Origin of the sequence: Pseudomonas sp. R11-23-07, assembly GCF_003852295.1 — a bacterium.
Lineage (GTDB): Bacteria > Pseudomonadota > Gammaproteobacteria > Pseudomonadales > Pseudomonadaceae > Aquipseudomonas.
Window position 1 is genome coordinate 4827240 of sequence record NZ_CP027761.1, and the last position, 23643, is coordinate 4850882.

Sequence of the window (23643 nt, forward strand, 5' to 3'; positions counted from 1 at the left end):
TTAAATGGTGCATTTCTATAAATAACTGGCGTATTTCGCACTGAAACAGGGATTCCAACCCGACACATGCACCAATGAGTGAAAGACTGGACGACAGCCCCGCGCATCGCATTACCGCGTCCCGGGCACCAGATCGAGTATCTCGTTGATGCCCAGACAGCGCGGCTCCAGCTCCAGCGTCCTGCCATGGGCGAGTATGCCCAAAGCGGTATCGCGCATGGCCAGGTAGGCACTGCGCAACATATGGTTGGCATAAATCACCGCGTTGAAACCTGCCTGCTCCAGCACCTCGAATTTCAGGTGAACATAACTGGTCGGCACGCAAATCAGCGGAACCTTGGGCCGTTGCAGACGAAACTGCCTGGCGAACTCAAGGATTTCCAGGCCATCCTGCCTGCGACTGTGGATCATGATGCCATCCGCCCCCGCCTCCACATACGCCAGGCATCGCGCCATCGCTTCCTCCATGCCGCGATCCAGGATCAGGCTTTCACACCGCGCAATCAGCATCAGCCCTGAGCCAGTGCGACTGGCGCAGCCGGCCTGGAGCTTGGCGCAAAATACCTCGATGGACTCCTGCGCCTGGTCGACCTCGGTGCCGAACAATGAGTTTTTCTTCAAGCCGCACTTGTCTTCGATCACCACCGCCGAGACGCCCGCGCGCTCCAGCATCTTGATATGAATCGCGAGATGCTCGGCCTTGCCGCCGGTATCGGCATCGAATATCAGCGGCAGCGAACACACATCAAATATTTCGCGGATCCCGGGCAAGCGGTTGCTGGGCGAAAGAATCTCGATATCGGGTAACCCCCGCTGGGTCGAGTCGGTCAACGAACTCGACCAGATGGCGTCATACCCCACCGTATGCCCGGGGCTGATTTCCAGCCGGGCGCGCTGCGCGAGCAATGCCGATATCGGGCTATGGGCTTCGAGTACGCGCAGGCAACGATTGCTATCCAGTAGCGCCGACAGAGGGCGTCGGCGCGCGTCGGTATCCATCATAGGTTCAGGCTCCATGTCAGCGGCACAACGGGAGTTTCGGACAGTTCAATCCCAGGCGGGCTGTTCACACTTGAGTACCGATGCCATTTTCTGCAGATGTTCACAGGCCCTGGCCACGTACTCCCTGGATAGCTGCGCGATACGGCTGTAATCCACGGCCTGCCCGGTGGCGCTGGCGTAAAGCCGCAACGCCTCTGCCGCATGCCTGAAATGGCGCGCTTCCACGTTGCCGCAGTGCACGCTGAGAAAGCTCGCCACGCGGCTGGCCTCACCGGCGCTGTACCCGCGCACATCGCGCAACCATTGTTTCCATAACGGCGTCATCAGGTTGTACTCGCCGGTGTTGAACAACTCCGTCATGGCCATCATTTCCAGCGCTTCGATGAGCTGCGGCGCCAGCGGGCGTTTTTCCCCGACCCAACCGGAAAACTCCTTGGTGATCGGGTCCAGGAACTTGTCCTGCAGGCGCCATTCATCCGAGCCGCAGATCGCCGAAGCCATGCGGTAATACAGCTTGGAGTGGTGCGGATGCCCGTGCATTTCGCCCAGTCCGATGTCCTCGACGATGATCTCTCCACAGTGGGCCGCCGCTTCGAGCATCTTCAGCCGAGCGTCATCGGCCAGGGATGCCGACTCCTGAAGGATGCGCACGATGATGCTCGAGACGGCATGGGCAGCGCCGTCCGGGCTGCGCCAGCCACAGAAGAACGTACACAGCGACGACTCGCTCCAGTTACTCGAGGTCATGTCGACATAAGTCTCGCAGTACCTGTCCAGCTCGGCGGGCTGGCTGTTGAAACCGCTGAGCAGGGCCTGGGCCAAATGTCGGTCCTCGACATCCACCAGTGCCTGGTTCACGTACCCGATAAATTGGCGGCTCAGATTTTCCACGGCTCATATCCTTTTGGGTGGGGTTAATGCGCAACGACTTCTGACATGAAGCGGGCAAAGCGCGTGAGGCCTTCGATCAACGCTTCATGCTCAACGGCGTAGGAAATGCGGATGCTGTTGCGGTCGCCACAGCCGGAGCCGGGCACCACCGCGATATGGGCCTCGGTCAATAACAGATCGGCCAGGTGGTCGACGTCACGGATAACGGTGCCCAGGTAGCGGCCACCCAATTTGCGCGACACATCGATAAACAGATAGAACGCGCCCTCCGGCGGGGCGCAGGTAATGTCATCCACATGCCCCAGGCAAGTGCAGGCTGCGAGCAATTGCTGGTCGAGGAAGGCATTGACCTGCTGGGTAAAGTGCGGCGCGTCAGCCATCAGGCTGCCGAGCGCGGCGTATTGGGACAGGCTGCTGGGGTTGGACGTCGTGTGCCCTTGCAGGTTGTGCATGGCGCCGATGACCGGGGCGGGTGCGCACGCATACCCTACCCGCCAGCCAGTGACCGCGTGGCTCTTGGAAAACGAATCGACCAGCACCGTCTGGTGCTTGAGCGGCGCAAACAGCGACACGATGTTGTGATGTTCATGGGGGGCGCGCACCAGCTTGCGGTAGCACTCGTCGAACACCACCCAGAGCCGGTGTTCGAACGCGAGCCGGGCAATCCCCAACAGTTGTTCACGCTGATAAACCGTGCCCGTCGGGTTGTTCGGGGTGTTGATCACAATCATGCGGGTGCGTGGGGTCAGGGCGTTTTCCACCGCCGCGCAGGTGAGGCGGTAGTCATCCGCAGCGGTATCGACATAGACCGGAACGCCACCGGCCAGCTGGATCTGGGTGGGGAAGGTTTCCCAGTACGGCACCGCAACGATGACTTCATCCCCCGGATCGAGCAGCACCATCGCGGCGTTATACAGCGCCTGCTTGGCTCCGGCGGTCACCGCCACTTCATCGGCGGCGTAATTCACCCCGCAGCGCTGAGTCACCTGCTGCGCCAGCGCCTGGCGCAGTTGGGGCAGGCCGATGGGCGGCGTATAGCGGTTGCGGGCATTGGCCAGCGCATCGCTCACCGCGGCTTTCATGGCCGGGCAGGCATCGAAGGACAATTCCCCAGCGGCAAAATTGATCACGTTGACGCCGGCTTCTTTCAAGGCATTGGCTTTGCTGCGCATGCTGGACGTGCCCGGTGCGCGCAGACGTTGCGCACGCCGGGACAACGGCAATGACACGGCAGACGGTTCACTGTTGTTCATTGTTATACCTGCCAGAACACGCTGAAAAATTCGTTCGTCCTACCGGGCCTGAGCCTCCAGCCCTCGTTGAACCCGCCAGGACAGCGGCAGGGTGAGCAACAAGGTGGCGGCCAGCAGCAAAACGGCCAGGGGCACGCCGGTGGCATCCCCCAGGCTGCCGAACAGCATCGGCGCCAATGCGCCGCCGCCGATGGTGCCGGTGTAGAACACTGCAAAAGCCTGGTCGCGCCTGCCCGGCCCCGCCAGGTCCGGCACCGCGCCGTAGAGCACCGACGACGTGCCATTGAGCACCAGCCCCAGCAGCGGCAACATCACCATCAAACCGGCGTAGGGCAGGTATACAGTCATGACGATCAGCAGCGCCGTGGTGAACTCCGTGACCCACACCGTCTTCATCATGCCGATGCGCGCCCCCAGGTAGCCGCACAACAGCTTGCCGAAGGCGCCTCCCACGAACAGCATCGTCAGCGCCAGACCGATCCCCGCAGGCCCGGCCCCCTTGGCCTTGAGCAAAAACGGCAGGAACGTGAGAAATCCCATGCGCACCGCGCTGTCCAGCGTGCCGGTCAGGATCAGCGCACGCAGCCCGCTCACGGAGCCGGTGCCGCCGCCCGCACGGGTGGCTTTGGGCGGCGCCGCCAAACCCTCGGTGCGCGCCGGAATCAGCCACCACAACAAGCCTGCCGCCAGCAGCCCGAGTACACCCAGCAGGGTGACACTGGCGCGCCAACTGATGACCGCCAGCAACAGGCCGATCAACCCGGGGATCAGGGTTTTGCCGATATCTCCACTGAAGTTGTACTGCGACAGCGCTTGCTTGACGCCCCCGCCCGCCTCCCCGCCCGCCTCGTAGGCATCGGTGATCAACGACGAGGCCAGCGGGTGCTGCGTACTTGCGCCCAGCCCGCCCAGCAGCAGCGCCACCAGCAGCACCGCCAGCCCACCGGCCTGGCCCGCCAGCAGATAGGCCAAGCCCGCCAGCGCAGTGCCGCCCACCAGCAAACGCTGGCGCCCCCAGCGTGCCGCAGCGCGACTGGCCAGTAACTGGAAGCCGGCCATCATGCCCGCATAGGCACCGCGCAACAGGCCGACCTGGGCGTAGCTGAGGCCGAACTGCGCCTGCCAGATCGGCAACAGCACATAGATCACATCGGTCAGGCCGTCGTGCACGGCATGCGCGCCACAACCGGCCACCAGGGAGCGGCGGCGCACAGTTGCCTGGTCAGGCGGTGACAACGACGGGGCTGCGGTTTGCTTCAGGGTGTTCATCCGGGTCAGTGGCTCTCAGGCAAAACGCCGGGTCAACCCAGCAATTGCGCGCAATCGTTCATCACGCCGGCTTTACGCTGCAGGTATTCGGCAAAAATATCGCGCGCCGTGGCGGGGTCCGCTTCAATCTGCAGGGCGGCGGTGAACTCGTTCACCGCCGCCACCGCATGGGCGAAATGGTCGCTCTCGGTGCCGCCGGTGTGCACGGTGACCCAGGCCACCGTCGCACGCGATCTCTCCGGCGGCACGCCCATATCCCGCACAAACCACTGCGAGTACAACGGATGGATGAACTCCACTTCGCCGTGGGTGTACACCTCGTGGATCAGCGTGGTCAGCAACCCCTGCAGCAGGTCGCGATCACGCAGGCGACGGCTGTCGGTCCAATCCTTGAACGCCTGCGCCGAGGGCAGGCAGTTGTCCTTCAACATCCACTGGTCATCGCCGCACAGCGCGGTCGCCATGGTGTAGAAAAGGTCCGCGTGCACGGTGTTGCCCAACGCGCCCAAGTCTTCATCGGTAATGCGCTGCAGGCTGCCGCAGGCACGGTACAGCTGCGCCGCGGCGGTGGAGCCGGCGTCGGAACGCGCCAGCAAGGTAATCCGGTTGGCCAGGCCGGACACACTGGCCGCCGAATTATTGGTCTTGGACCAGCTGGCGAAGAACTTGCGCAGCACCGCCGGCGAATGCCGACGCGAGGTGAGTCGCGCAAAAGCCTCTTCGATATCCATCAGCGCCTCTTCCTGAGCCCAAAAGGCTTCGAACAGGGCATGCCGCAAGGTACTGGCCGGCATGTCATTCAATACCGGTTCGACGATCTTCAGCAACTGGCTGCGCTTGATCACGGTGTCAGTCATATTCACCTCTCATAGTCCATTATTGGATGAAACATCAGGCCGGTTTGCCGCGTTGGCCGGCGATCAGCGCCTGGGTGTCTACCGGTTTCCAGCCCAGCAGGGCGATTGCCAGCGACAACAGTTGAAAGCCTGCGATCAATGCCACGCAGCCCGGCCAGCCCCACTGCTCCCAGAGCAGCGCCGGGGCCACTGCACCGGCGCTGCCGCCCAGGTAATAGCCGGTCAGGTACAGGCCCACGGCGCCGGACTTGTCCTGCCCGGCCGTGGTGGCGATGTACGCATTGGCGCAGGCCTGGGCCAGGAATACGCCGGTCGAGCTCAGGGCCAGGCCCAGTACGATCAGCCACAGGGACGGCAACAAGGTCAGGGCCGAACCGCAGAGGCCGAGCGCCACGGCACCGCTCAGTAGCTGCGATTGCGGTCGCGATTTGCTCAAGCGACCCGCAATGGGAATGACCACCAGCGCCAGCAGGAACACGGCATACAGTGTCCCCAAGGCTGCTGCGCCCAGGTTGAACGGTGCCTGGCTGAGATACAGCCCGGCATAGGTAAAGGTCGCGACTTGTGAGAACAGCACGCAGAAACCGACGCCATAGGCCGCCAGCAAGGGTTTGCGCAGCAGCCAGCGTACCCCGCGCGCGCCCACGCCCCCGACGCCGGGACGCGCCACGGGATTGGCCGGCAGCAGCAACAGGATCAGCAGGCCGACCGCCAGGCTGATCACCGCCAGCAGCTCGAAGGCTTCCCGCCAACCGACATACTGGGTCATGACCCCCGAGACAAAGCGCCCGGCAAACCCGCCGAGTACCGTACCCGCGACGTAGAGGCTGGTGATCTCGGTGACAGTCGCTGCGCGCCAGCGGTCGCCGATATAGGCCACGCTGGTGGCGAATACCACCGGGATCAACATACCCTCGATAAACCGCCACACCAGCAGCTCGGCAAAACTGTCCACATAGGCCGTCAGCAGCGCCGGCAGCGCCAACAGCAACGCGGCCACGACAATCACGTTGCGTTGCTCGAAACGCCCGGTCAGGCGCCCGACAAAAGGCGCAGCCACAGCCACTGCCAGGGTGGTCACCGTAATGCTCCACCCGGCCTGCCGGGCGCTCACCTGGAAGCTTTCGGCAAACACAGGCAGGATGCTCTGGGTCGCGTAGAGATTGAGAAACGCCGCACAGCCACACAGAAACACGGCAAAGCGGGCGTGATGCAGGCGCGGGTTCATGGGACCTCTCGTCTTATTGTCGAGGATCTTTATAGAATGCGCAGCGTGGCGAATACCAATACCGAATTCGGACCGATCAATACCCAGGAAACAGAATGCTTGATCTACGCAAGTTACGTTACTTCCTGACGGTCGCCGAAGAGCTGCACTTCGGTCGCGCGGCCCAGCGCCTGCACCTTGCCCAGCCGCCCCTGACCCGGCAGATCTCGGCCCTGGAAACCGAGCTCGGCTTTCGCCTGTTTGACCGCACCAGCCGCACCGTCACGCTGACCGCCCAGGGCCGGCACTTTCTACCCTATGCCCGCGCGGCGCTGGAGCACGCCCGGCTTGCGCAGGACATCGCCGCCAAGCTGGCCGCCGGCTCGACCGGCCAACTGGTCGTGGGGTTTGCCAGCTCGATCGCGCTGTCGGAGCTGTTCAGCCAAACCCTGCAAGCCTTCGCCCAGCGTTTTCCCGAGGTGCAACTGACCCTGGTGGAAAGCGCTTCCGGCAGCCTGCACGCGCATGTGCTGGACGGCCGCATCGACATCGGCATGAGCCGCCTGCTGCCGGAGCCCGGGCAAACCGACGTCGAGGTGTTGTCGTTGGGGCAAGAGCCCCTGGTGGCGGCGCTTTGCAGCGACAACCCATTGGCTGGCCAGGCCGAAGTCACCCTCGCCCAGCTCAGCGAGTTCCCGTTGATTCTGTTCCCCAGCGATTACGGTTCAGGCCTCAACGGCTCCATCGAGCACCTGTATCAACGCCACGGCCTGGCGCTGCGCCCGGGCCCTGCGGGGCGCCAGATCACCTCGATCATCGCCCTGGTGGCGGCAGGCCAGGGTGTCTCGCTGGTGCCCCAGTGCACTCGCACCCTGGCCAGGCAAGGCGTGGTCTACCGACCGTTGGCAGACCCCGAAGCCTGGGTTCACCTGCTGATCCTCACGCGCTCACAGTCACGCTCGCTGTTGGTCGAGGCGTTCATGGGGGTGGTCGGTGAATTGCTGCAAGGCCGGCCGGCGCTGGCGCCGCTGGCATAATCCGGGCAAAAAAATACCCCTGCGCGAGGGGTATTTTTCTACAGGCTGCTCCGTACAGGCGCTGCCGAGGCGGCGCCTGTTGCCGAATCAGGCCAGTTTCTTGTGGCGTACGCGGTGCGGCTGGGCCGCCGCGTCGCCCAAACGCTTCTTGCGGTCGGCTTCATACTCGGTGTAGTTGCCTTCGAAGAACACCGCTTGCGAATCATCCTCGTAAGCCAGGATATGGGTGGCAACGCGGTCAAGGAACCACCGATCGTGAGAGATCACAATGGCGGCGCCCGGGAAGTCCAGCAGGGCTTCTTCCAGGGAGCGCAGGGTTTCAACGTCGAGGTCGTTGGACGGTTCGTCGAGCAGCAAGACGTTGCCGCCTTCTTTCAAGGTCAGCGCCAGGTGCAAGCGACCACGCTCACCACCGGACAGGTCCTTGACGAACTTCTGCTGGTCGCCGCCCTTGAAGTTGAAGCGGCCGACATAGGTGCGCGACGGGATTTCGTAGTTGCCGATACGGATCTGGTCGGAACCGTCGGAAATCTGCTGGAACACCGTCTTGCTGCCGTCGAGGTCGTCGCGGCTCTGGTCCACACAGGCCAGTTGCACGGTTTCGCCGATCTCGATGCTGCCGGAGTCCGGGGTTTCCTTGCCCATCAGCATGCGGAACAGCGTGGATTTACCCGCACCGTTACCGCCGATAACGCCGACGATTGCGCCTTTTGGCATGGAGAACGACAGATTGTCGATCAACACACGGTCGCCGTAGCCTTTGCTCACGTTCTTGAATTCGATGACCTTGTCACCCAGGCGCGGGCCGGCGGGGATGTAGATCTCGTTGGTTTCGCTGCGCTTCTGGAATTCCTGCGACTGCATTTCTTCAAAGCGCTGCAGACGGGCCTTGGATTTGGACTGGCGGGCCTTGGCGCCTTTGCGCACCCACTCCAGTTCTTCCTTCATGGCTTTTTCATGGGCCGATTGCTGCTTGGATTCGGCGGCCAGACGGTCGGACTTGGCTTCCAGCCAACCGGAGTAGTTACCCTCGTAAGGGATACCGGCGCCACGGTCGAGCTCGAGGATCCAGCCGGCGACGTTGTCCAGGAAGTAGCGGTCGTGCGTGATCGCAACCACGGTGCCTGGGAAGTCGTGAAGGAAATGTTCCAGCCAGGCGACGGAATCGGCGTCCAAGTGGTTGGTTGGTTCGTCGAGCAGCAACATGTCGGGGGCCGACAGCAGCAGGCGGCACAGGGCCACACGGCGTTTTTCACCGCCGGACAGGAATTCGACCTTGGCGTCCCACGCCGGCAGGCGCAGCGCGTCGGCGGCGACTTCCAGCTGGCGCTCCAGGTTGTGACCGTCGCTGGCCTGCAGGATCGCCTCGAGCTTGGCCTGTTCAGCAGCCAGCTTGTCGAAGTCGGCATCTTCCTCGGCGTATGCGGCGTAGACCTCGTCCAGGCGGGCCTGGGCGTTCTTGATCACGGCAACCGCTTCCTCGACCACTTCACGTACGGTCTTGGTCGGGTCCAGGATCGGCTCCTGGGGCAGGTAACCGATGTTCAGTTCGGGCATCGGGCGCGCTTCGCCTTCGAACTCGGTGTCGACGCCGGCCATGATTTTCAGCAGCGTGGATTTACCCGAACCGTTAAGGCCGAGCACGCCGATCTTGGCGCCCGGAAAAAAGGACAGTGAAATGTTTTTCAGGATTTCCCGCTTCGGCGGAACAACTTTTCCCAGCCGATGCATGGTGAAGACGTATTGAGCCAAAATGTGGACCTCGTGGAAATGTGAGAACAGGCCTACGTAGCGTCATGGCGCTGTACATAGCATTCGTAATCCTCAAGGTTAACCTAACTGACCGAGCGTATCGAAATCTATCTGTTAGATTAGCCGGCCATGCCCACCAGGTTCCAGGAGACCACGTCCATGCTTGGTGCCATATCCGCACTGGGATTGCTGCTATTAATGCCGGGGCCCACCAACACATTGCTGTTGCGCTCGGGGATACTCACGGGGTTCAGGCGTGCCTGGCCGCTGAGCCTGCTGGAATGCCTGGCCTACTTGGCGCAAATCTCCTTTTGGGGCTACCTGTTCAGCCATATCGGCGACAGTGCGCCGTGGGGGCTGAAAGTGGTGCAGTTCGCCTCGGTCTGTTATTTGATCAGGACTTCATACCTGCTGTGGCGCCATCCCGACGAAACACTCAAATCCGCGCCTGAAGCACGTGTGTCCAAACTGCATTTCTTTATGCTGACGCTGATCAACCCCAAGGGTTTGCTGATCGTTTCGTTCATCGTGCCGATCCAGACGTTTGTTGATTTGTCCTTGTACGTGCAGTTCGTCGCTCAGTTCACACTGGTGGTGATACCGGTGGGATGCACGTGGGTGCTGTTCGGCGCCCGCATCAAACGGGGCGGGTACGCCTGGTTGACATCGCATATCATCAACCGCACGGCTTCTGTGGTTATCAGCCTGTTCACCCTTGCAATCCTGACCCGGCTGGCGGACAGCGTGTTCCACGCCAACGCTGTACTTTAGTCCCGCCAGGCGGGACTGGCACTTTGCCACAACTCAAGGCATGCTAGCCGCCCTCCGGGCGTCCGGCTTATAGTGCACGTCGCGCGCCAGTCCAGCCAAACCGCAGGATTACAGCTTGTCCAAAGTCACGTCGCCTACTCCCTTGCGCGCCGCTCATATAGCGCCGGGAGCGCCCCTGCATGGCACCCTCAAAGGCGCATTGGCGACGCTTGTGCTGATGTTGCTCGCGTTATTGTTCTGGCAACTGCTCGATCAACTGCAGCAAAACCAGAAAAACCAGCAGCAATACACCATCGACTACAGCGCCGACCTGGCCGAGCAGATCAGCCAGAACATGGCCCTGAGCGCACAGATTGCCCTGAATCTGCTGCCGATCGTCGAGCCGCCGCGCAACGCCGAACAACACCAGGCCCTGATCCTCACGTTGCAGCGCTCATTACCCGAACTGCGCAGCGTCGCCCTGCTCGCCCCCAGCGGTGCCCTGATCAGCGACACCGCCAACGACAGCCAGGACAGCGCCCTGCTCCAGGAACTGGTCAAGCGCAGCCACGCCCAATCCTATTACCTGAGCAACGACAACGACGGCAACGTCATTTATCTGTTGCTGCACCAGCCCAGCGGCGGCTCGAAGATGTACTGGGCGCTGCGCCTGGCGCCCACCTACCTGGCCAACCTGACTCGCCAGGATGCCAAGGGCCAGCGCCCGATGTGGGCGATCGAGAACCGCCTGAACCAGCGCGTGGTCAGCCGTGACAACGGCATGCCGGCACCGTGGGCCGGTGCGTTGACCCCGGACGAATTGAATAAAAGCGTGCTGGTCACGCCGTTGAGCAAGAGCGACTGGCAACTGCGCGGGCTGTTCGACCGCAGCGCGGTGCTCGAACAATTGCTGCCGGCGTTTATCGGCAAATGCCTGCTGGGGCTGGCTTTTTCGCTGGTCCCGGTAATCGTGTTGCTGAACATGCGCCGCCGTCAGCGCCAGGTGCACGAAGGCCGGCGGCGTTATCAGGATATTTTCGAAGGCACCGGCGTGGCCCTGTGCGTACTCGACCTTTCGGGGTTGAAGGCGTTCTGCGACAAGACCCAGGTGCAGGGCCGCGAGCAATTGCACGCCTGGCTGCGGGCCAACCCCGCTGAGCGGCGCAAACTGCTCAAAGAGCTGCGCGTGACCGAGGTCAACCAGATGGCGGTGCGCCTGTTGAACGTGGCCTCCTGCGAGCAGGCCTGGGAGCGCCTGATTGACGATTGCCCGAGCAATGCCACGTCTATCGGCCACCAGGTGCTGGAAGCCGTACTGACCCGGCAAAAACAGCTGGAGCTTGAAATCCAGCTCAACGATGTGGCGGGCAATGACCAGTACCTGTGGCTCGTGATGCGTTTGCCGGAACAGCAGGATGACGTCAAGGCGGTGATCCTCAGCATCAGCGATATCACCAGTCGCAAGCTGATCGAGCTGTCGCTGGTCGAGCGCGAGAGTTTCTGGTCGGATGTGGTACGCACCGTGCCCGACCACCTGTATGTGCAGGACGTGATCAGCCAGCGCATGATTTTCAGCAACCATCATCTGGGCCATACCCTCGGCTACGACAAGGCCGAACTGCAGAAAATGGGCGAGTACTTCTGGGAAATCCTCTTGCATCCCGAAGACGCCGAGCATTACCACGACTTGCGTCAACAGCAACGCCAGGTGGCTTACACCACCCAACTGCACTGCCAGCTGCGCTTTCGTCACCGCAATAACCAGTGGCGACGCTTCGACATCCGCGAACAGGCCCTGGCCAGGGACACGTCGGCGGTGGTCACACGGATCATCGGCGTGGCCAAGGACATCACCGACCAGATCGAGGCCAGCGAATCCCTGCGTGACAGCGAACAGCGCTACCGCATGCTGGCCGAAAGCATCAGTGACGTGATCTGTTCCACCGACAGCCAACTGGCCCTCAACTACGTCAGCCCCTCGGTCAACGCCGTACTGGGGTATGACGTGGACTGGGTGTTCAAGAATGGCTGGCAGTCGATCATCGCCAACCCGCAACAGCTCAGCGGTATTTATGGGCTGATGGAACAGGTCAGCCGCGCGGTGGGCAACCCCGAAGCGCTGAACAGCCTGCGCGACGAGGTGCAGACCCAACTGTTCCTGTTCGACTGCCTGCGCGCCGATGGGCGCAAAGTGCCCATCGAGCTGCGCGTGGTGCTGGTGTGGGACGAACATGGCGCGTTTGAAGGCATCCTCGGCGTGGGCCGCGATATCAGCCAGCAGCGCCGCGCCGAAAAAGACCTGCGCATGGCGGCCACGGTGTTCGAACACTCCACCTCGGCCATCCTGATCACCGACCCGGCCGGCTACATCGTGCAGGCCAACGAGGCCTTCAGCCGGGTCAGCGGTTACGCCGTGAGCGATGTACTCGACCAGCTGCCGAACATGCTCACCGTCGACGAACAGCAAGAAGCCCACCTGCGCTACGTGCTCAAGCAACTGCACCAGCACAGTACCTGGGAGGGCGAAGTGTGGCTCAAGCGCCGCAATGGCGAGCACTACCCGGCCTGGGTCGGCATCACGGCGGTGTTCGACGATGAAGGCGACCTGGCCAGCTACGTGTGTTTCTTCAGCGATATCAGCGAGCGCAAGGCCAGTGAACAGCGCATTCACCGCCTGGCCTATTACGACGCCCTGACCCACCTGCCCAACCGCACCTTGTTCCAGGACCGCCTGCACACAGCATTGCAGTCAGCGGAGCGGCAAAAGTCGTGGGTGGTGTTGATGTTCCTCGACCTCGACCGTTTCAAGCCGATCAACGACTCCTTGGGCCACGCCGCCGGCGACCGTATGCTCAAGGAAATGGCCACGCGCCTGCTCGGTTGCGTGGCCGAAGACGACACCGTGGCGCGGATGGGTGGCGACGAGTTCACCTTGCTGTTGCAACCGCGCGTCAGCCGTGAACTGGCGCTGAACCGCGCGATCACGGTGGCCGAGCAGATTCTGGCCAGCCTGGTGAAGCCATTCGTGCTGGAGGGCCGCGAGTTCTTCGTAACCGCCAGTATTGGCATCGCCCTCAGCCCCCAGGACGGCAACGAGCTGAGCCAGTTGATGAAAAACGCCGATACGGCGATGTATCACGCCAAGGAGCGCGGCAAGAACAACTTCCAGTTCTACCAAGCCGACATGAACGCCAGCGCCCTGGAGCGCCTGGAGCTGGAAAGCGACCTGCGCCATGCCCTGGAACAGAACGAATTCGTGCTCTATTACCAACCGCAGTTCAGCGGCGACGGCAAACGCCTGACCGGCGCCGAAGCCCTGCTGCGCTGGCGCCACCCGCGCCGGGGCCTGGTGCCGCCGGGAGATTTCATCCCGGTGCTGGAGGAACTGGGGCTGGTGGTGGACGTGGGCGACTGGGTGATCAGCGAAGCCTGTCGTCAGCTCAAAACCTGGCACCAGAACAAAGTGCGGGTGCCGAAAGTCTCGGTCAACATCTCGGCGCGGCAGTTCTCCGACGGGCAACTGGGCACGCGCATCGCCACCATCCTCAAGGACACCGGCCTGCCGCCGGCGTGCCTGGAGCTGGAGCTGACCGAAAGTATCCTGATGCGAGAAGTCAACGAAGCCCTGCAGATCCTCGCCAGCCTGAAAAACCTGGGGCTGAGCATTGCAGTCGATGACTTCGGCACCGGTTATTCGTCGCTCAACTACCTCAAGCAATTCCCTATCGACGTGCTGAAGATCGACCGCACGTTCGTCGATGGCCTGCCCTCCGGCGAGCAGGACGCGCAGATCGCCCGCGCCATCATCGCCATGGCCCACAGCCTCAACCTGGCGGTCATCGCCGAGGGCGTGGAGACCCACGAGCAGTTGGACTTCCTGCGCGAGCATGGCTGCGATGAGGTGCAGGGTTACCTGTTCGGACGGCCGATGCCGGCGAACCGGTTCGAGGCGCAGTTCAGTAATGATGCGCTCTTCATGTTTGACTGAGATTTTGTGTGGGGCTGGTGGCCTCATCGGGAGCAAGCCCCCTCCCACATTGAAATGCATTCCAAATGTGGGAGGGGGCTTGCTCCCGATTGCGGCGGCACATTCACTCACGATTCCAGATGAGCCCCGCTTGTCCGCGACATGATGTCCTTTCATATGCCATCTAAAACCCATTGGGTTAGAATGCCCTCCTTTTCTGCCCCGATCCTTGAGGACCGCCATGTTCAGCCGTGATTTGACTATTGCCAAGTACGACGCCGATCTCTTCGCCGCCATGGAGCAAGAAGCCGTGCGCCAGGAAGAGCACATTGAGCTGATCGCTTCGGAAAACTACACCAGCCCTGCGGTGATGGAGGCTCAAGGTTCGGTTCTGACCAACAAGTACGCCGAAGGCTACCCAGGCAAGCGCTACTACGGTGGTTGCGAGTACGTCGACGTGGTTGAGCAACTGGCCATTGACCGTGCAAAAGAGCTGTTCGGCGCCGATTACGCCAACGTCCAGCCGCACGCCGGCTCCCAAGCCAACAGCGCGGTGTACCTGGCCCTGTTGCAAGGTGGCGACACCATCCTGGGCATGAGCCTGGCCCACGGCGGTCACCTGACCCACGGCGCCAGCGTTTCTTCCTCGGGCAAGCTGTACAACGCCGTTCAATACGGCATCGATGCCAACGGCCTGATCGACTACGACGAAGTCGAGCGCCTGGCGGTCGAGCACAAGCCAAAAATGATCGTGGCCGGTTTCTCTGCCTACTCGCAGATCCTGGATTTCCCACGCTTCCGTGAAATCGCGGACAAGGTCGGCGCCTACCTGTTCGTCGACATGGCCCACGTGGCCGGTCTGGTTGCTGCCGGCGTCTACCCGAACCCGGTGCCTTACGCTGACGTGGTCACCACCACGACCCACAAGACCCTGCGCGGTCCACGTGGCGGCCTGATCCTGGCGCGCGCCAACGCCGAGATCGAGAAGAAGCTGAACTCCGCGGTATTCCCGGGCGCCCAGGGTGGCCCGCTGGAGCACGTGATCGCCGCCAAGGCGATCTGCTTCAAGGAAGCGCTGCAGCCTGAGTTCAAGACCTACCAGGAACAAGTGGTCAAGAACGCCAAGGCCATGGCCGGCGTGTTCATCGAACGCGGTTATGACGTGGTGTCCGGCGGGACTGAAAACCACCTGTTCCTGCTGTCGCTGATCAAGCAGGACATTTCCGGTAAAGATGCTGACGCTGCCCTGGGCAAAGCCTTCATTACCGTGAACAAGAACTCCGTGCCGAACGACCCACGCTCGCCATTCGTCACCTCCGGCCTGCGCTTCGGCACCCCGGCTGTGACCACTCGCGGCTTCAAGGAAGCAGAGTGCAAGGAACTGGCCGGCTGGATCTGCGACATCCTGGCGGACCTGAACAACGAAACCGTGATCGACGCGGTACGTGAGAAGGTCAAGGCTATCTGCAAGAAGCTGCCGGTGTACGGCGCTTGATAGCAGTGGTTTGAATAAGAAGCCCGGCTCCTGAGCCGGGCTTTTTTATACCAATTTCAATTTGAAATGCATTCAATGTATGGGCGGGGCTACAGGCTCAGGTCATTCCGACTCGGCCGTTTCAGCGACCTGAACACGTTTTTTCATGCCCCTACAACTCGCTCACGGCGTTCCATGCGCGTTCTTGGCTGCCAAGTTTACGGCTGCGTCATTCACTCTTTATTATAGCGCGGGGTACATACCGGTAAATCAAGTAACCTACCAGAACAATAACGTAGTACAGGAACATCTGTGCGACCGCGTAGAACGCATACAGTATTTTGTATTGCGCTAAAATTGCGAGCTTTCGAGCATTTGCGAGATTGGTAGAATCGAAGTAGGTAACGTATAGAAAGATAGCGACCACAAGGGTGATCCCAAGAAAATAAAAAAAAGCTTTCAACTGGGATAAATCGTCAAACGATCTCTTTTCCATAACCGATTTTCTTAAAGTCAAATAACAAAAAATAATTGAAAAAAACGGAGAGAATAGACATATGTAATTAATAGTTAACTTTGAAACAACAGGAAAATGAGGAGACCATGATCCCGCGTCAGAAAAAAGATAAGCATCTATAAAACTCTCAACTTCCGACAATAAAAGTTTATCTACGTGGTCGGGCACCGCGAAAGCAATTAAAAATAGCGGAATCCAAGTAGCAATCATAAAAAAATACGGCACTACCATTTTTCTAAATTTTAAGCCTTGTCGACTCATTTGATTCTCCAGTTAATTTAAGGGCGTCATACACACCCTTAAATCAAAAGCTATAAATATCAACTAGCAAACAAATTATTTAACTTGTCTGCGGCATCTGCGTCAACAAGAGCTGAGACAATGGCTATCAGCACAGCCACCGCCGGTACTGCGAACGTCGCGGGCGCACTCACCAGCGCTAAAATTGAAGCGAGTACCGCACCGGCCGCTACTGCTGCTAGCTTGCCAACAGCCATTGCTTCAAGCTCCAGCATAAGTGGTTTCCAGTCCCCCGCTTGATAGCCTGAAATCGCTTTCTCTCGAACAGTATCGACTTGTACAATCGTACCAGTGACACCAAACGCCCTCCCCAAGCGCTTAATATTATCGGCAAGAGTCGCCTTGTCCAACGCATTCAGAGCATTGACCACTGCTTGCCTGTCTTGGGTATTCAGTTTCAACCCAGGACTAGCATTTACCTTCTCGAAAGTCGCCAATGCCTGCGCATAGCTACGAACCCTTTTCCCAGAGATACCTGATTGGATATCTCGAGAAACTTGGTCCACGTGCGCTCCATACTTTTTAAGAACATCTGCGTTGACTGAGGATACGAAAGCAGTCGCGTCTTTGTAGGCATCGACTTCACTTTTTAGCCAAACGTTTTGCTTGTTTAAATAGTCTATTTCACTATTGATGTATTTTGCCGAATAGCCCCCCTCAAGAGAGTCAAACCATTTTTTATAATGCACATCAGGGCTCATATTACCATGCCATTGCTGATAGCATTTTTAATGAGCTGATTGGGGTGATAGCTGAAAAAGTCTCGCCCATAATAATATTTGTCGGCGATAGTTTTTTGCTGATTATAAGCTTGCGCTTTCTGTGCAACAAGAATATTGCTCATGGCAATATAGCTTTCGATCTGAGCGGCATCATCTGCATCTGGGCCACCAGGGTTCTGCGTCAACATAGACGAGACGCTTGCATCGAGAGTTTCCGGCATTGCTTTAATCTTAGCCAGTAACATGTTCTCTTGACTCTTAACATCCTGTTGAATTCTGGCCGGAAAAGTGTTGAGGATATGCGTACGAGTTGCCGCGCTAATTAAAGCCCCTAGGCGACTATTACCAATACTTCCATCCCCGCCAAATTCCGGGGGTTTGAAATCATTGACCGCATTAATTTCGATAGGGGGAAGATAGATTGTATCGCCAATTTTTGGCATAAAATGTTCTCCATTCCTTAGAGTATCTTGGCTTTTTCGGATCAATTCCCGTTGCTCATAGGGCGAATGCCGTAAGCCCTACGCGCAACAACTGTATAAATGCACAGCACTCTAAGTCAATGGAATCTATGCATAAATGCATGACTTGTTACAAATGAAAGAATAAACCATTCGCATTTGGTCATGGCGAGCCAGTCTTTGCACACTTGGTTTTAAAAAAATGTCTACCTGCGATCAACCCTAATGGCTGTTGAGCAAGTGGGGCGCCGTCACGCCCTTCGAAGTGCTTTCCACCTTTTATTGGAAGCGTTCAGGCCTGTCCCGTAATCGCCAAACGCCATACTTATGGAGTCGGCTTGCCCCAACAGCAGCGTATCAGAGGCATATAAGCGCCTGACACCCTGCACCGGGGCGAGCCCCCTCCCACATTTTGACTGTATTTCAGGTCAAGTCAGGATTGGTAGACGCGCTCGAAGCCTTCGCGAATTTTGTCCTCCGGCAATTCATCGGCAATAAACACAATCACGCTCTCCCGTGCCTCGCCTTCGGCCCATTCGGTGTCCCAGTCGAAGCCATAGAGCTTCAGCACGCCCTGGAACACCATGCGCCGCTCTTCCCCGGCAATGTTCAGCACCCCTTTGTAGCGCAGCAATTGTTTGCCGTGGTCTTCCAGCAGTTCGTTCATGAACTCACTGAGGCGGTCGATATCCAGCGGCTGGTCGGTGCGCAGCACCAGGCTGGAGATGCGGTCGATGGACGGCGCCGCGCTGACTGGACGCAGGCTCATGCCAGCGTTGAGGTTGAAGCCTCGCACGTCGAGCAGTTCGGCCAGGTCGATGGCGCCATGGTCCACCACCCGAATCGGTGCGCGGCGGTTGATGCGGGTCAGGCGTTCGCTGAGGGCGTCGAAGGTGGCATCGTCTATCAGGTCGCGCTTGCTCACCAGCAGGCGGTCGGCAAAGCCGATCTGTGCCTGGGCGATGGTCTGGGCCAGGTGTTGCTCGGCGTGGGCGGCGTCCACCAGCGTAATAATGCCGTCGAGGATGTAACGGTCGCGCAGTTCCTCGTCGATGAAGAACGTCTGCGCCACGGGCGCAGGGTCCGCCAGGCCGGTGCACTCGATGACCAGGCGGTCGAAGGCGATCTCGCCGCTGTCCAGGCGCTCAAGCAGCAGGTAGAGGGCTTTGGTCAGGTCGGTGTGGATGGTGCAGCACACGCAGCCGTTGGACAGGGTCATGACTTGCACCGGCTCGGCGCCCAGCAGTTGGGTGTCGATGCCGGCGTCACTGAATTCGTTTTCGATCACGGCGATCTTCAAGCCGTGTTCGGCCTTGAGCAGGTGGCGCAGCAAAGTAGTCTTGCCGGCGCCGAGGAAGCCACTGAGAACGGTGACGGGAATGGGAGAGGACAAAAGAAATTCTCCTTGAAGAAACACAGAAACAAATGTGGGAGGGGGCTTGCTCCCGATAGCAGTGTGTCAGGCACTTATGTGGCACTGATACACCCTATCGGGAGCAAGCCCCCTCCCACAGGGGTATTGCACTAATTCAGCAGCACTTGGGCCCACCCTTGCCGCCGTAACGGGCTTCCTGGCGTTCCCGGAAGAACGCCTTGTAGTCCATCATCGGCTTGTCCGGGTGTTTGGTTTGCATATGCTCGACGTAAGTGTCGTAGTCGGGCATGCCGACCATCAGGCGCGCGGCCTGACCGAGGTATTTACCGAGGCGACTGATGTCATTGAACATGGGTGCAATCCTCGTTTATGCGTCCGGTACAGCCTGGAACGGGGCTTCTTTATCCGTACGCTCTTTGTTACCCCAGGCGGCAATGCCGACCTTGAGCGCATAGAACAGGATGCTGAACACCACGAACAGGAACAGCGCCGTCAGCGTTGCGTTGGTATAGGCGTTATAGATCACATGCTGCATCTGATCGATGCTCTTGGCCGGGGCCAGGATCTGGCCGTTGGCCAGGGCATCACTGTATTTCTTCGCCAGCGACAGGAAGCCGATCGCCGGGTTGGCGTCGAACAGCTTGATGAAGCCCGCCGTGGTGGTGCAGATCAGCAGCCAGACCGCCGGCAGCAAGGTCACCCAAATGTAGCGCTGGCGCTTCATTTTGATCAGCACAACCGTGGCCAGCATCAACGCGATACCCGCCAGCATCTGGTTGGAGATACCGAACAGCGGCCACAAGGTGTTGATGCCACCCAGTGGGTCGATCACGCCCTGATACAGCAGGTAACCCCACATCGCCACACAACCGGCGGTGGCGATCAGGTTGGCGGTCCAGGATTCGGTGCGTTTGAGCGACGGCACGAAGGAGCCGAGCAGGTCCTGCAGCATGAAGCGACCGGCACGGGTACCGGCGTCAACCGCCGTCAGGATGAACAGCGCTTCGAACAGGATCGCAAAGTGGTACCAGAACGCCATGGTGTTCTCACCCGGCAGTACGCTGTGCAGGATCTGCGCGATACCGACCGCCAGGGTCGGTGCACCGCCGGCACGCGCCAGGATGGTGGTTTCACCGATGTCGTGGGCCACGGCCGACAGCGCCTCGGGGGTGATTGCAAAGCCCCAGCTGCTGACGGTCTGCGCCACGGTAACAACGTCGCTGCCGACGATCGCCGCCGGGCTGTTCATGGCGAAGTAAACGCCAGGCTCGATCACCGACGCGGCAACCATCGCCATGATGGCCACGAATGACTCCATCAGCATGCCGCCGTAACCGATGTAACGGGCGTGGCCTTCATTGGCCAGCAGCTTGGGCGTGGTGCCCGAGGAGATCAGCGCATGGAAGCCGGAGACCGCGCCACAGGCGATGGTGATGAACAGGAACGGGAACAGGCCGCCCTTCCACACTGGCCCCGTGCCGTCGATGAACTGGGTGAGCGCCGGCATTTTCAGGTCGGGCATGGTGACCAGGATGCCAATCGCCAGGGCGATGATAGTGCCGATCTTCAGGAAGGTCGACAGGTAGTCACGCGGTGCCAGGATCAGCCACACCGGCAGCACTGCCGCGACGAAACCATAGCCGATCAGCATCCAGGTGATCTGGATCCCGGTGAAGGTGAAGGCCTTGGCCCACACCGGGTCAGCGGCAATCTGCCCGCCCAGCCAGATCGAACCGAGCAGCAACAGCACGCCGATGATCGAAATTTCACCGATGCGGCCCGGGCGGATGTAGCGCATGTAGATGCCCATGAACATCGCGATCGGGATGGTCGCCATCACCGTGAAGATGCCCCACGGGCTCTCGGCCAGGGCCTTGACCACGATCAGCGCCAGCACCGCGAGGATGATGATCATGATCAGGAAGCAGCCAAACAGCGCAATGGTCCCCGGCACGCGGCCCATTTCTTCGCGGACCATGTCGCCCAAGGAACGGCCGTTACGCCGGGTGGACAGGAACACGATCATGAAATCCTGCACCGCACCGGCCAGCACCACGCCGGCGATCAGCCACAGGGTGCCGGGCAGGTAACCCATTTGCGCCGCCAATACCGGACCGACCAGAGGGCCTGCGCCGGCAATCGCCGCAAAGTGGTGACCGAAAAGGATGTGTTTGTTGGTCGGCACATAGTCCAGACCATCGTTGTTGATCACTGCGGGGGTGGCCCGCCGTGGGTCCAGTTGCATCACGTTATTGGCGATGAACAGACTGTAGTAACGGTACGCAACCAGGTAGATGGCCACTGCAGCGACCACAATCCACAAGGCGTTGATCGCCTCACCGCGGCGCAAGGCCACTACGCCAAGGGCGCACGCTCCTACGATTGCCAGCACCAGCCAGGGTAGATGGCGTAGCAGGCTATTATTATTTTTCATTTTTATATTCCAGCCAGGGTGGACAGAAAGGACAGCCAGCCCGAGTTTAGCGCTGTTGGCCTTAAAGGCCACCCCCCTACGTTGGTCTAGAGCCTTGCCGGCGCAAAAAAAGCAGAAATAACTGCCGAATGATGGCGTAGGGCTACAATTTGGCTATTCGGCATTGCTGGAAAGCTAAAAGTCAGCACAGATCAAAATGTGGGAGGGGGCTTGCTCCCGATGGCGGTGTATCAGTGACCTATAAGTGCCTGACACACCGCTATCGGGGGCAAGCCCCCTCCCACATTGGTTTTGCAGTGTTACTGAGTTATTCGAACAAGGCATCCAGGGCTTGCTCCAGACGCGTCACCCCAATCACCTGCAACCCCGGCGGCATTTCCTTTGGCGCATTGCCCTTGGGCACGATCGCGCGTTTGAAGCCGTGCTTGGCCGCTTCCTTCAAGCGCTCCTGGCCGCTGGGCACCGGGCGCACTTCGCCCGACAGGCCCACTTCACCGAACACCAGCAGGTCGTGGGGCAATGGCCGGTTACGCAAGCTGGACATCACTGCCGCCATCAGCGCCAGATCAGACGCGGTCTCCAATACCTTGACCCCGCCGACCACGTTAAGGAACACGTCCTGGTCGTGGGTCGGAATACCCCCATGGCGGTGCAACACTGCCAGCAGCATCGCCAGGCGGTTTTGATCCAGCCCAAGGGTGACCCGGCGCGGGTTGGCCAGATGGCTGTCATCCACCAGCGCCTGGACCTCCACCAGCATCGGCCGGGTGCCTTCCCACGTCGCCATCACCACGCTGCCGGGGACTTCTTCCTGGGCGCGGGTAAGAAAAATCGCCGACGGATTGGAGACTTCTTTCAGCCCCCGGTCAGTCATGGCGAACACACCCAACTCGTTCACCGCGCCAAAGCGGTTTTTCACCGCCCGCAGCAACCGTAGGCGGCCATCGGATTCACCTTCGAAATACAGCACGGTATCCACCATGTGTTCCAGCACGCGCGGCCCGGCCAGCGCGCCTTCCTTGGTCACGTGGCCAACCAGGAAGATCGCCGTACCGCTCTGCTTGGCGTAGCGCACCAACAGCGCCGCACTTTCACGCACCTGGGAGACGCCGCCAGGGGCAGATTGCAGTTGCTCGGTGAAAATCGTCTGGATCGAGTCGATCACCATGACCTTTGGCTTCTCGATCCGCGCCGTGGCGATGATGGTTTCGATGCAGGTTTCGGTCATGACCCGCAGTTGGTCCTGGGGCAAGCCCAGGCGACGAGCACGCATCGCCACTTGTTGCTGGGATTCCTCGCCGGTGACGTACAGCGCCGGCATGCGGCTGGCGATGCTGCACAGCGTTTGCAGCAGGATTGTGGATTTACCGATGCCCGGGTCGCCGCCGATCAACACGACGGAGCCGTCCACCAGGCCACCGCCCAATACCCGGTCCAGCTCACCGGAGGCCGTGGAGAAGCGCGGCACCTCTTCGACGCTGACTTCGGCCAAGGTCTTGATCTGCGCTTGTTGCCCGGTCCAGCCGGTGCGCCCGGCAGGGGCCGCAGCGCCGCCGCTTTCAATCATGGTTTCAGTCAGGGTGTTCCACGCACCGCACTCGCCGCACTGGCCCGCCCATTTGGGAAAGGTCGCGCCGCACTCCGTGCAGCCGTACATGCGCTTGGCCTTGGCCATTCGAGAACCTCCAACCGAAAAACCGCGATGATAGCTCAGCGCGGCGCCGGGGTCCGGATTTCGCCGTTGGCCAAGCGTGAAGCCGTGTTACCGATGGGGTCTTCGGCGTTGAGATCGGCGCCTTTGGCCTTCAATTCGCCCAGCAATTCGACCCGCTTGAACAGCCCGGCGTACATGGCGGCGGTCTGCCCCGCGCCATTGCGTTGGTCAGGGTTACAGTCGGTTGCCAGCAAGCGCTGGGCGATGCTCAGCTCGCCTTTGAAGATGGCTCCCATGAGCGCAGTGTTGCCGCGTTTGTCCTGCACGCACGCGTCGGCGCCGGCGGCGAGCAAACGCTCCACGTAGGCACCTTCGCCGTGATAGGCGGCCAGGATCAGGGCAGTGTAGCCCCTGTCGTCCTGAGTATTCAGGGCGTAGCCCGATTCAATGAAAGTGTTGAGCATGTCGAGATCGCCACGACGGGCGGCGTCGAAATAGTAGTCCTGAAGCTGCGCCTTGAGCGCACCAGGGTCATTGGATGGGGGTTGTTCGGCCAGCACACTGAACGAACAGCAGGCCAGCAGTGCCCATATGAACGTACGCATGATCAAGATCCTTGAGAAATATCCCCTTGTAGGAGCGAGCTTGCTCGCGAAAAACGTCAACGATAACGCGTGCATCTTGGATAAATGCGTTGCCTTTGAGTTCTTCGCGAGCAAGC

The 23643-nt window shown here is 60.2% G+C and carries 18 protein-coding genes; 4 read left to right on the top strand and 14 right to left on the bottom strand.

Annotated elements, in window-relative coordinates:
• Positions 1 to 111: 111 nt before the first annotated feature.
• From aepX to C4J84_RS22100, 6 genes are read right to left on the bottom strand one after another with little or no spacing between them, the layout of a single operon-like run.
• Positions 112 to 1002: a phosphoenolpyruvate mutase gene (aepX, locus tag C4J84_RS22075; protein WP_124364479.1), complete on the bottom strand. Its 891-nt coding sequence runs from the start codon at positions 1000 to 1002 to the stop codon at positions 112 to 114.
• A 45-nt stretch (positions 1003 to 1047) separates the two neighbouring features.
• Positions 1048 to 1893, bottom strand: a complete 846-nt coding sequence (locus C4J84_RS22080) for a hypothetical protein (RefSeq protein WP_124436103.1) — start codon at positions 1891 to 1893, stop codon at positions 1048 to 1050.
• A gap of 23 nt (positions 1894 to 1916) precedes the next feature.
• Entirely contained in the window at positions 1917 to 3146 is a 1230-nt protein-coding gene (locus tag C4J84_RS22085) for a pyridoxal phosphate-dependent aminotransferase (protein ID WP_124436104.1), read from the bottom strand.
• Between the two features lie 39 nt (positions 3147 to 3185).
• Positions 3186 to 4415: an MFS transporter gene (locus tag C4J84_RS22090; RefSeq protein ID WP_124436105.1), complete on the bottom strand. Its 1230-nt coding sequence runs from the start codon at positions 4413 to 4415 to the stop codon at positions 3186 to 3188.
• Positions 4416 to 4447: 32 nt separating this feature from the next.
• Positions 4448 to 5272 carry a hypothetical protein gene (locus tag C4J84_RS22095; protein WP_124436106.1) on the bottom strand — a complete coding sequence of 275 codons (825 nt, stop codon included), beginning with the start codon at positions 5270 to 5272 and terminating at the stop codon, positions 4448 to 4450.
• 34 nt (positions 5273 to 5306) lie between these two features.
• A complete protein-coding gene (locus tag C4J84_RS22100) occupies positions 5307 to 6500 on the bottom strand; it encodes an MFS transporter (RefSeq protein ID WP_124436107.1) in 1194 nt (397 codons plus the stop codon).
• A gap of 95 nt (positions 6501 to 6595) precedes the next feature.
• On the opposite strand from C4J84_RS22100, the gene C4J84_RS22105 reads away from it, so the two are divergent.
• The gene (locus tag C4J84_RS22105; RefSeq protein ID WP_124371921.1) at positions 6596 to 7516 is read left to right on the top strand and encodes a LysR family transcriptional regulator; all 921 of its coding nucleotides are present in this window, start codon (positions 6596 to 6598) and stop codon (positions 7514 to 7516) included.
• Positions 7517 to 7603: 87 nt separating this feature from the next.
• Here C4J84_RS22105 and ettA read toward each other — a convergent pair whose 3' ends face one another.
• Positions 7604 to 9268, bottom strand: coding sequence for an energy-dependent translational throttle protein EttA (gene ettA / locus C4J84_RS22110; RefSeq protein ID WP_124368420.1), 1665 nt, complete (start codon positions 9266 to 9268; stop codon positions 7604 to 7606).
• 159 nt (positions 9269 to 9427) lie between these two features.
• Here ettA and C4J84_RS22115 point away from each other — a divergent pair, with 159 nt between their 5' ends.
• The 3 genes from C4J84_RS22115 to glyA all read left to right on the top strand — a co-directional run bounded on the left by C4J84_RS22115 (position 9428) and on the right by glyA (position 15480).
• Positions 9428 to 10039, top strand: coding sequence for a LysE family translocator (locus C4J84_RS22115; RefSeq protein ID WP_124371922.1), 612 nt, complete (start codon positions 9428 to 9430; stop codon positions 10037 to 10039).
• Between the two features lie 115 nt (positions 10040 to 10154).
• Complete coding sequence (locus C4J84_RS22120; RefSeq protein ID WP_124436108.1) at positions 10155 to 14006, top strand: bifunctional diguanylate cyclase/phosphodiesterase; 3852 nt, start codon at positions 10155 to 10157, stop codon at positions 14004 to 14006.
• Positions 14007 to 14226: 220 nt separating this feature from the next.
• The gene (gene glyA, locus C4J84_RS22125) at positions 14227 to 15480 is read left to right on the top strand and encodes a serine hydroxymethyltransferase (RefSeq protein WP_124430546.1); all 1254 of its coding nucleotides are present in this window, start codon (positions 14227 to 14229) and stop codon (positions 15478 to 15480) included.
• Between the two features lie 816 nt (positions 15481 to 16296).
• Here glyA and C4J84_RS22130 read toward each other — a convergent pair.
• The 7 genes from C4J84_RS22130 to C4J84_RS22160 all read right to left on the bottom strand — a co-directional run bounded on the left by C4J84_RS22130 (position 16297) and on the right by C4J84_RS22160 (position 23527).
• Positions 16297 to 16977: a colicin-like pore-forming protein gene (locus tag C4J84_RS22130; protein ID WP_124436109.1), complete on the bottom strand. Its 681-nt coding sequence runs from the start codon at positions 16975 to 16977 to the stop codon at positions 16297 to 16299.
• Positions 16974 to 17441 (bottom strand): hypothetical protein, encoded by a 468-nt coding sequence (locus C4J84_RS22135; protein ID WP_124436110.1) that lies wholly within the window; start codon positions 17439 to 17441, stop codon positions 16974 to 16976. Before C4J84_RS22135 ends, C4J84_RS22130 begins: the two co-directional genes overlap by 4 nt.
• Positions 17442 to 17892: 451 nt before the next feature.
• On the bottom strand, positions 17893 to 18852 hold the full coding sequence (gene yjiA, locus C4J84_RS22140; RefSeq protein WP_124436111.1) for a GTPase: 960 nt from the start codon (positions 18850 to 18852) through the stop codon (positions 17893 to 17895).
• Positions 18853 to 18988: 136 nt separating this feature from the next.
• Entirely contained in the window at positions 18989 to 19186 is a 198-nt protein-coding gene (locus C4J84_RS22145; protein WP_003176208.1) for a YbdD/YjiX family protein, read from the bottom strand.
• Between the two features lie 15 nt (positions 19187 to 19201).
• Positions 19202 to 21268 carry a carbon starvation CstA family protein gene (locus C4J84_RS22150; RefSeq protein ID WP_124436112.1) on the bottom strand — a complete coding sequence of 689 codons (2067 nt, stop codon included), beginning with the start codon at positions 21266 to 21268 and terminating at the stop codon, positions 19202 to 19204.
• A 307-nt stretch (positions 21269 to 21575) separates the two neighbouring features.
• Positions 21576 to 22943, bottom strand: coding sequence for a DNA repair protein RadA (radA, locus tag C4J84_RS22155; protein WP_124368425.1), 1368 nt, complete (start codon positions 22941 to 22943; stop codon positions 21576 to 21578).
• A gap of 35 nt (positions 22944 to 22978) precedes the next feature.
• Positions 22979 to 23527 (bottom strand): ankyrin repeat domain-containing protein, encoded by a 549-nt coding sequence (locus C4J84_RS22160; protein WP_124371927.1) that lies wholly within the window; start codon positions 23525 to 23527, stop codon positions 22979 to 22981.
• Between the last annotated feature and the right edge of the window lie 116 nt (positions 23528 to 23643).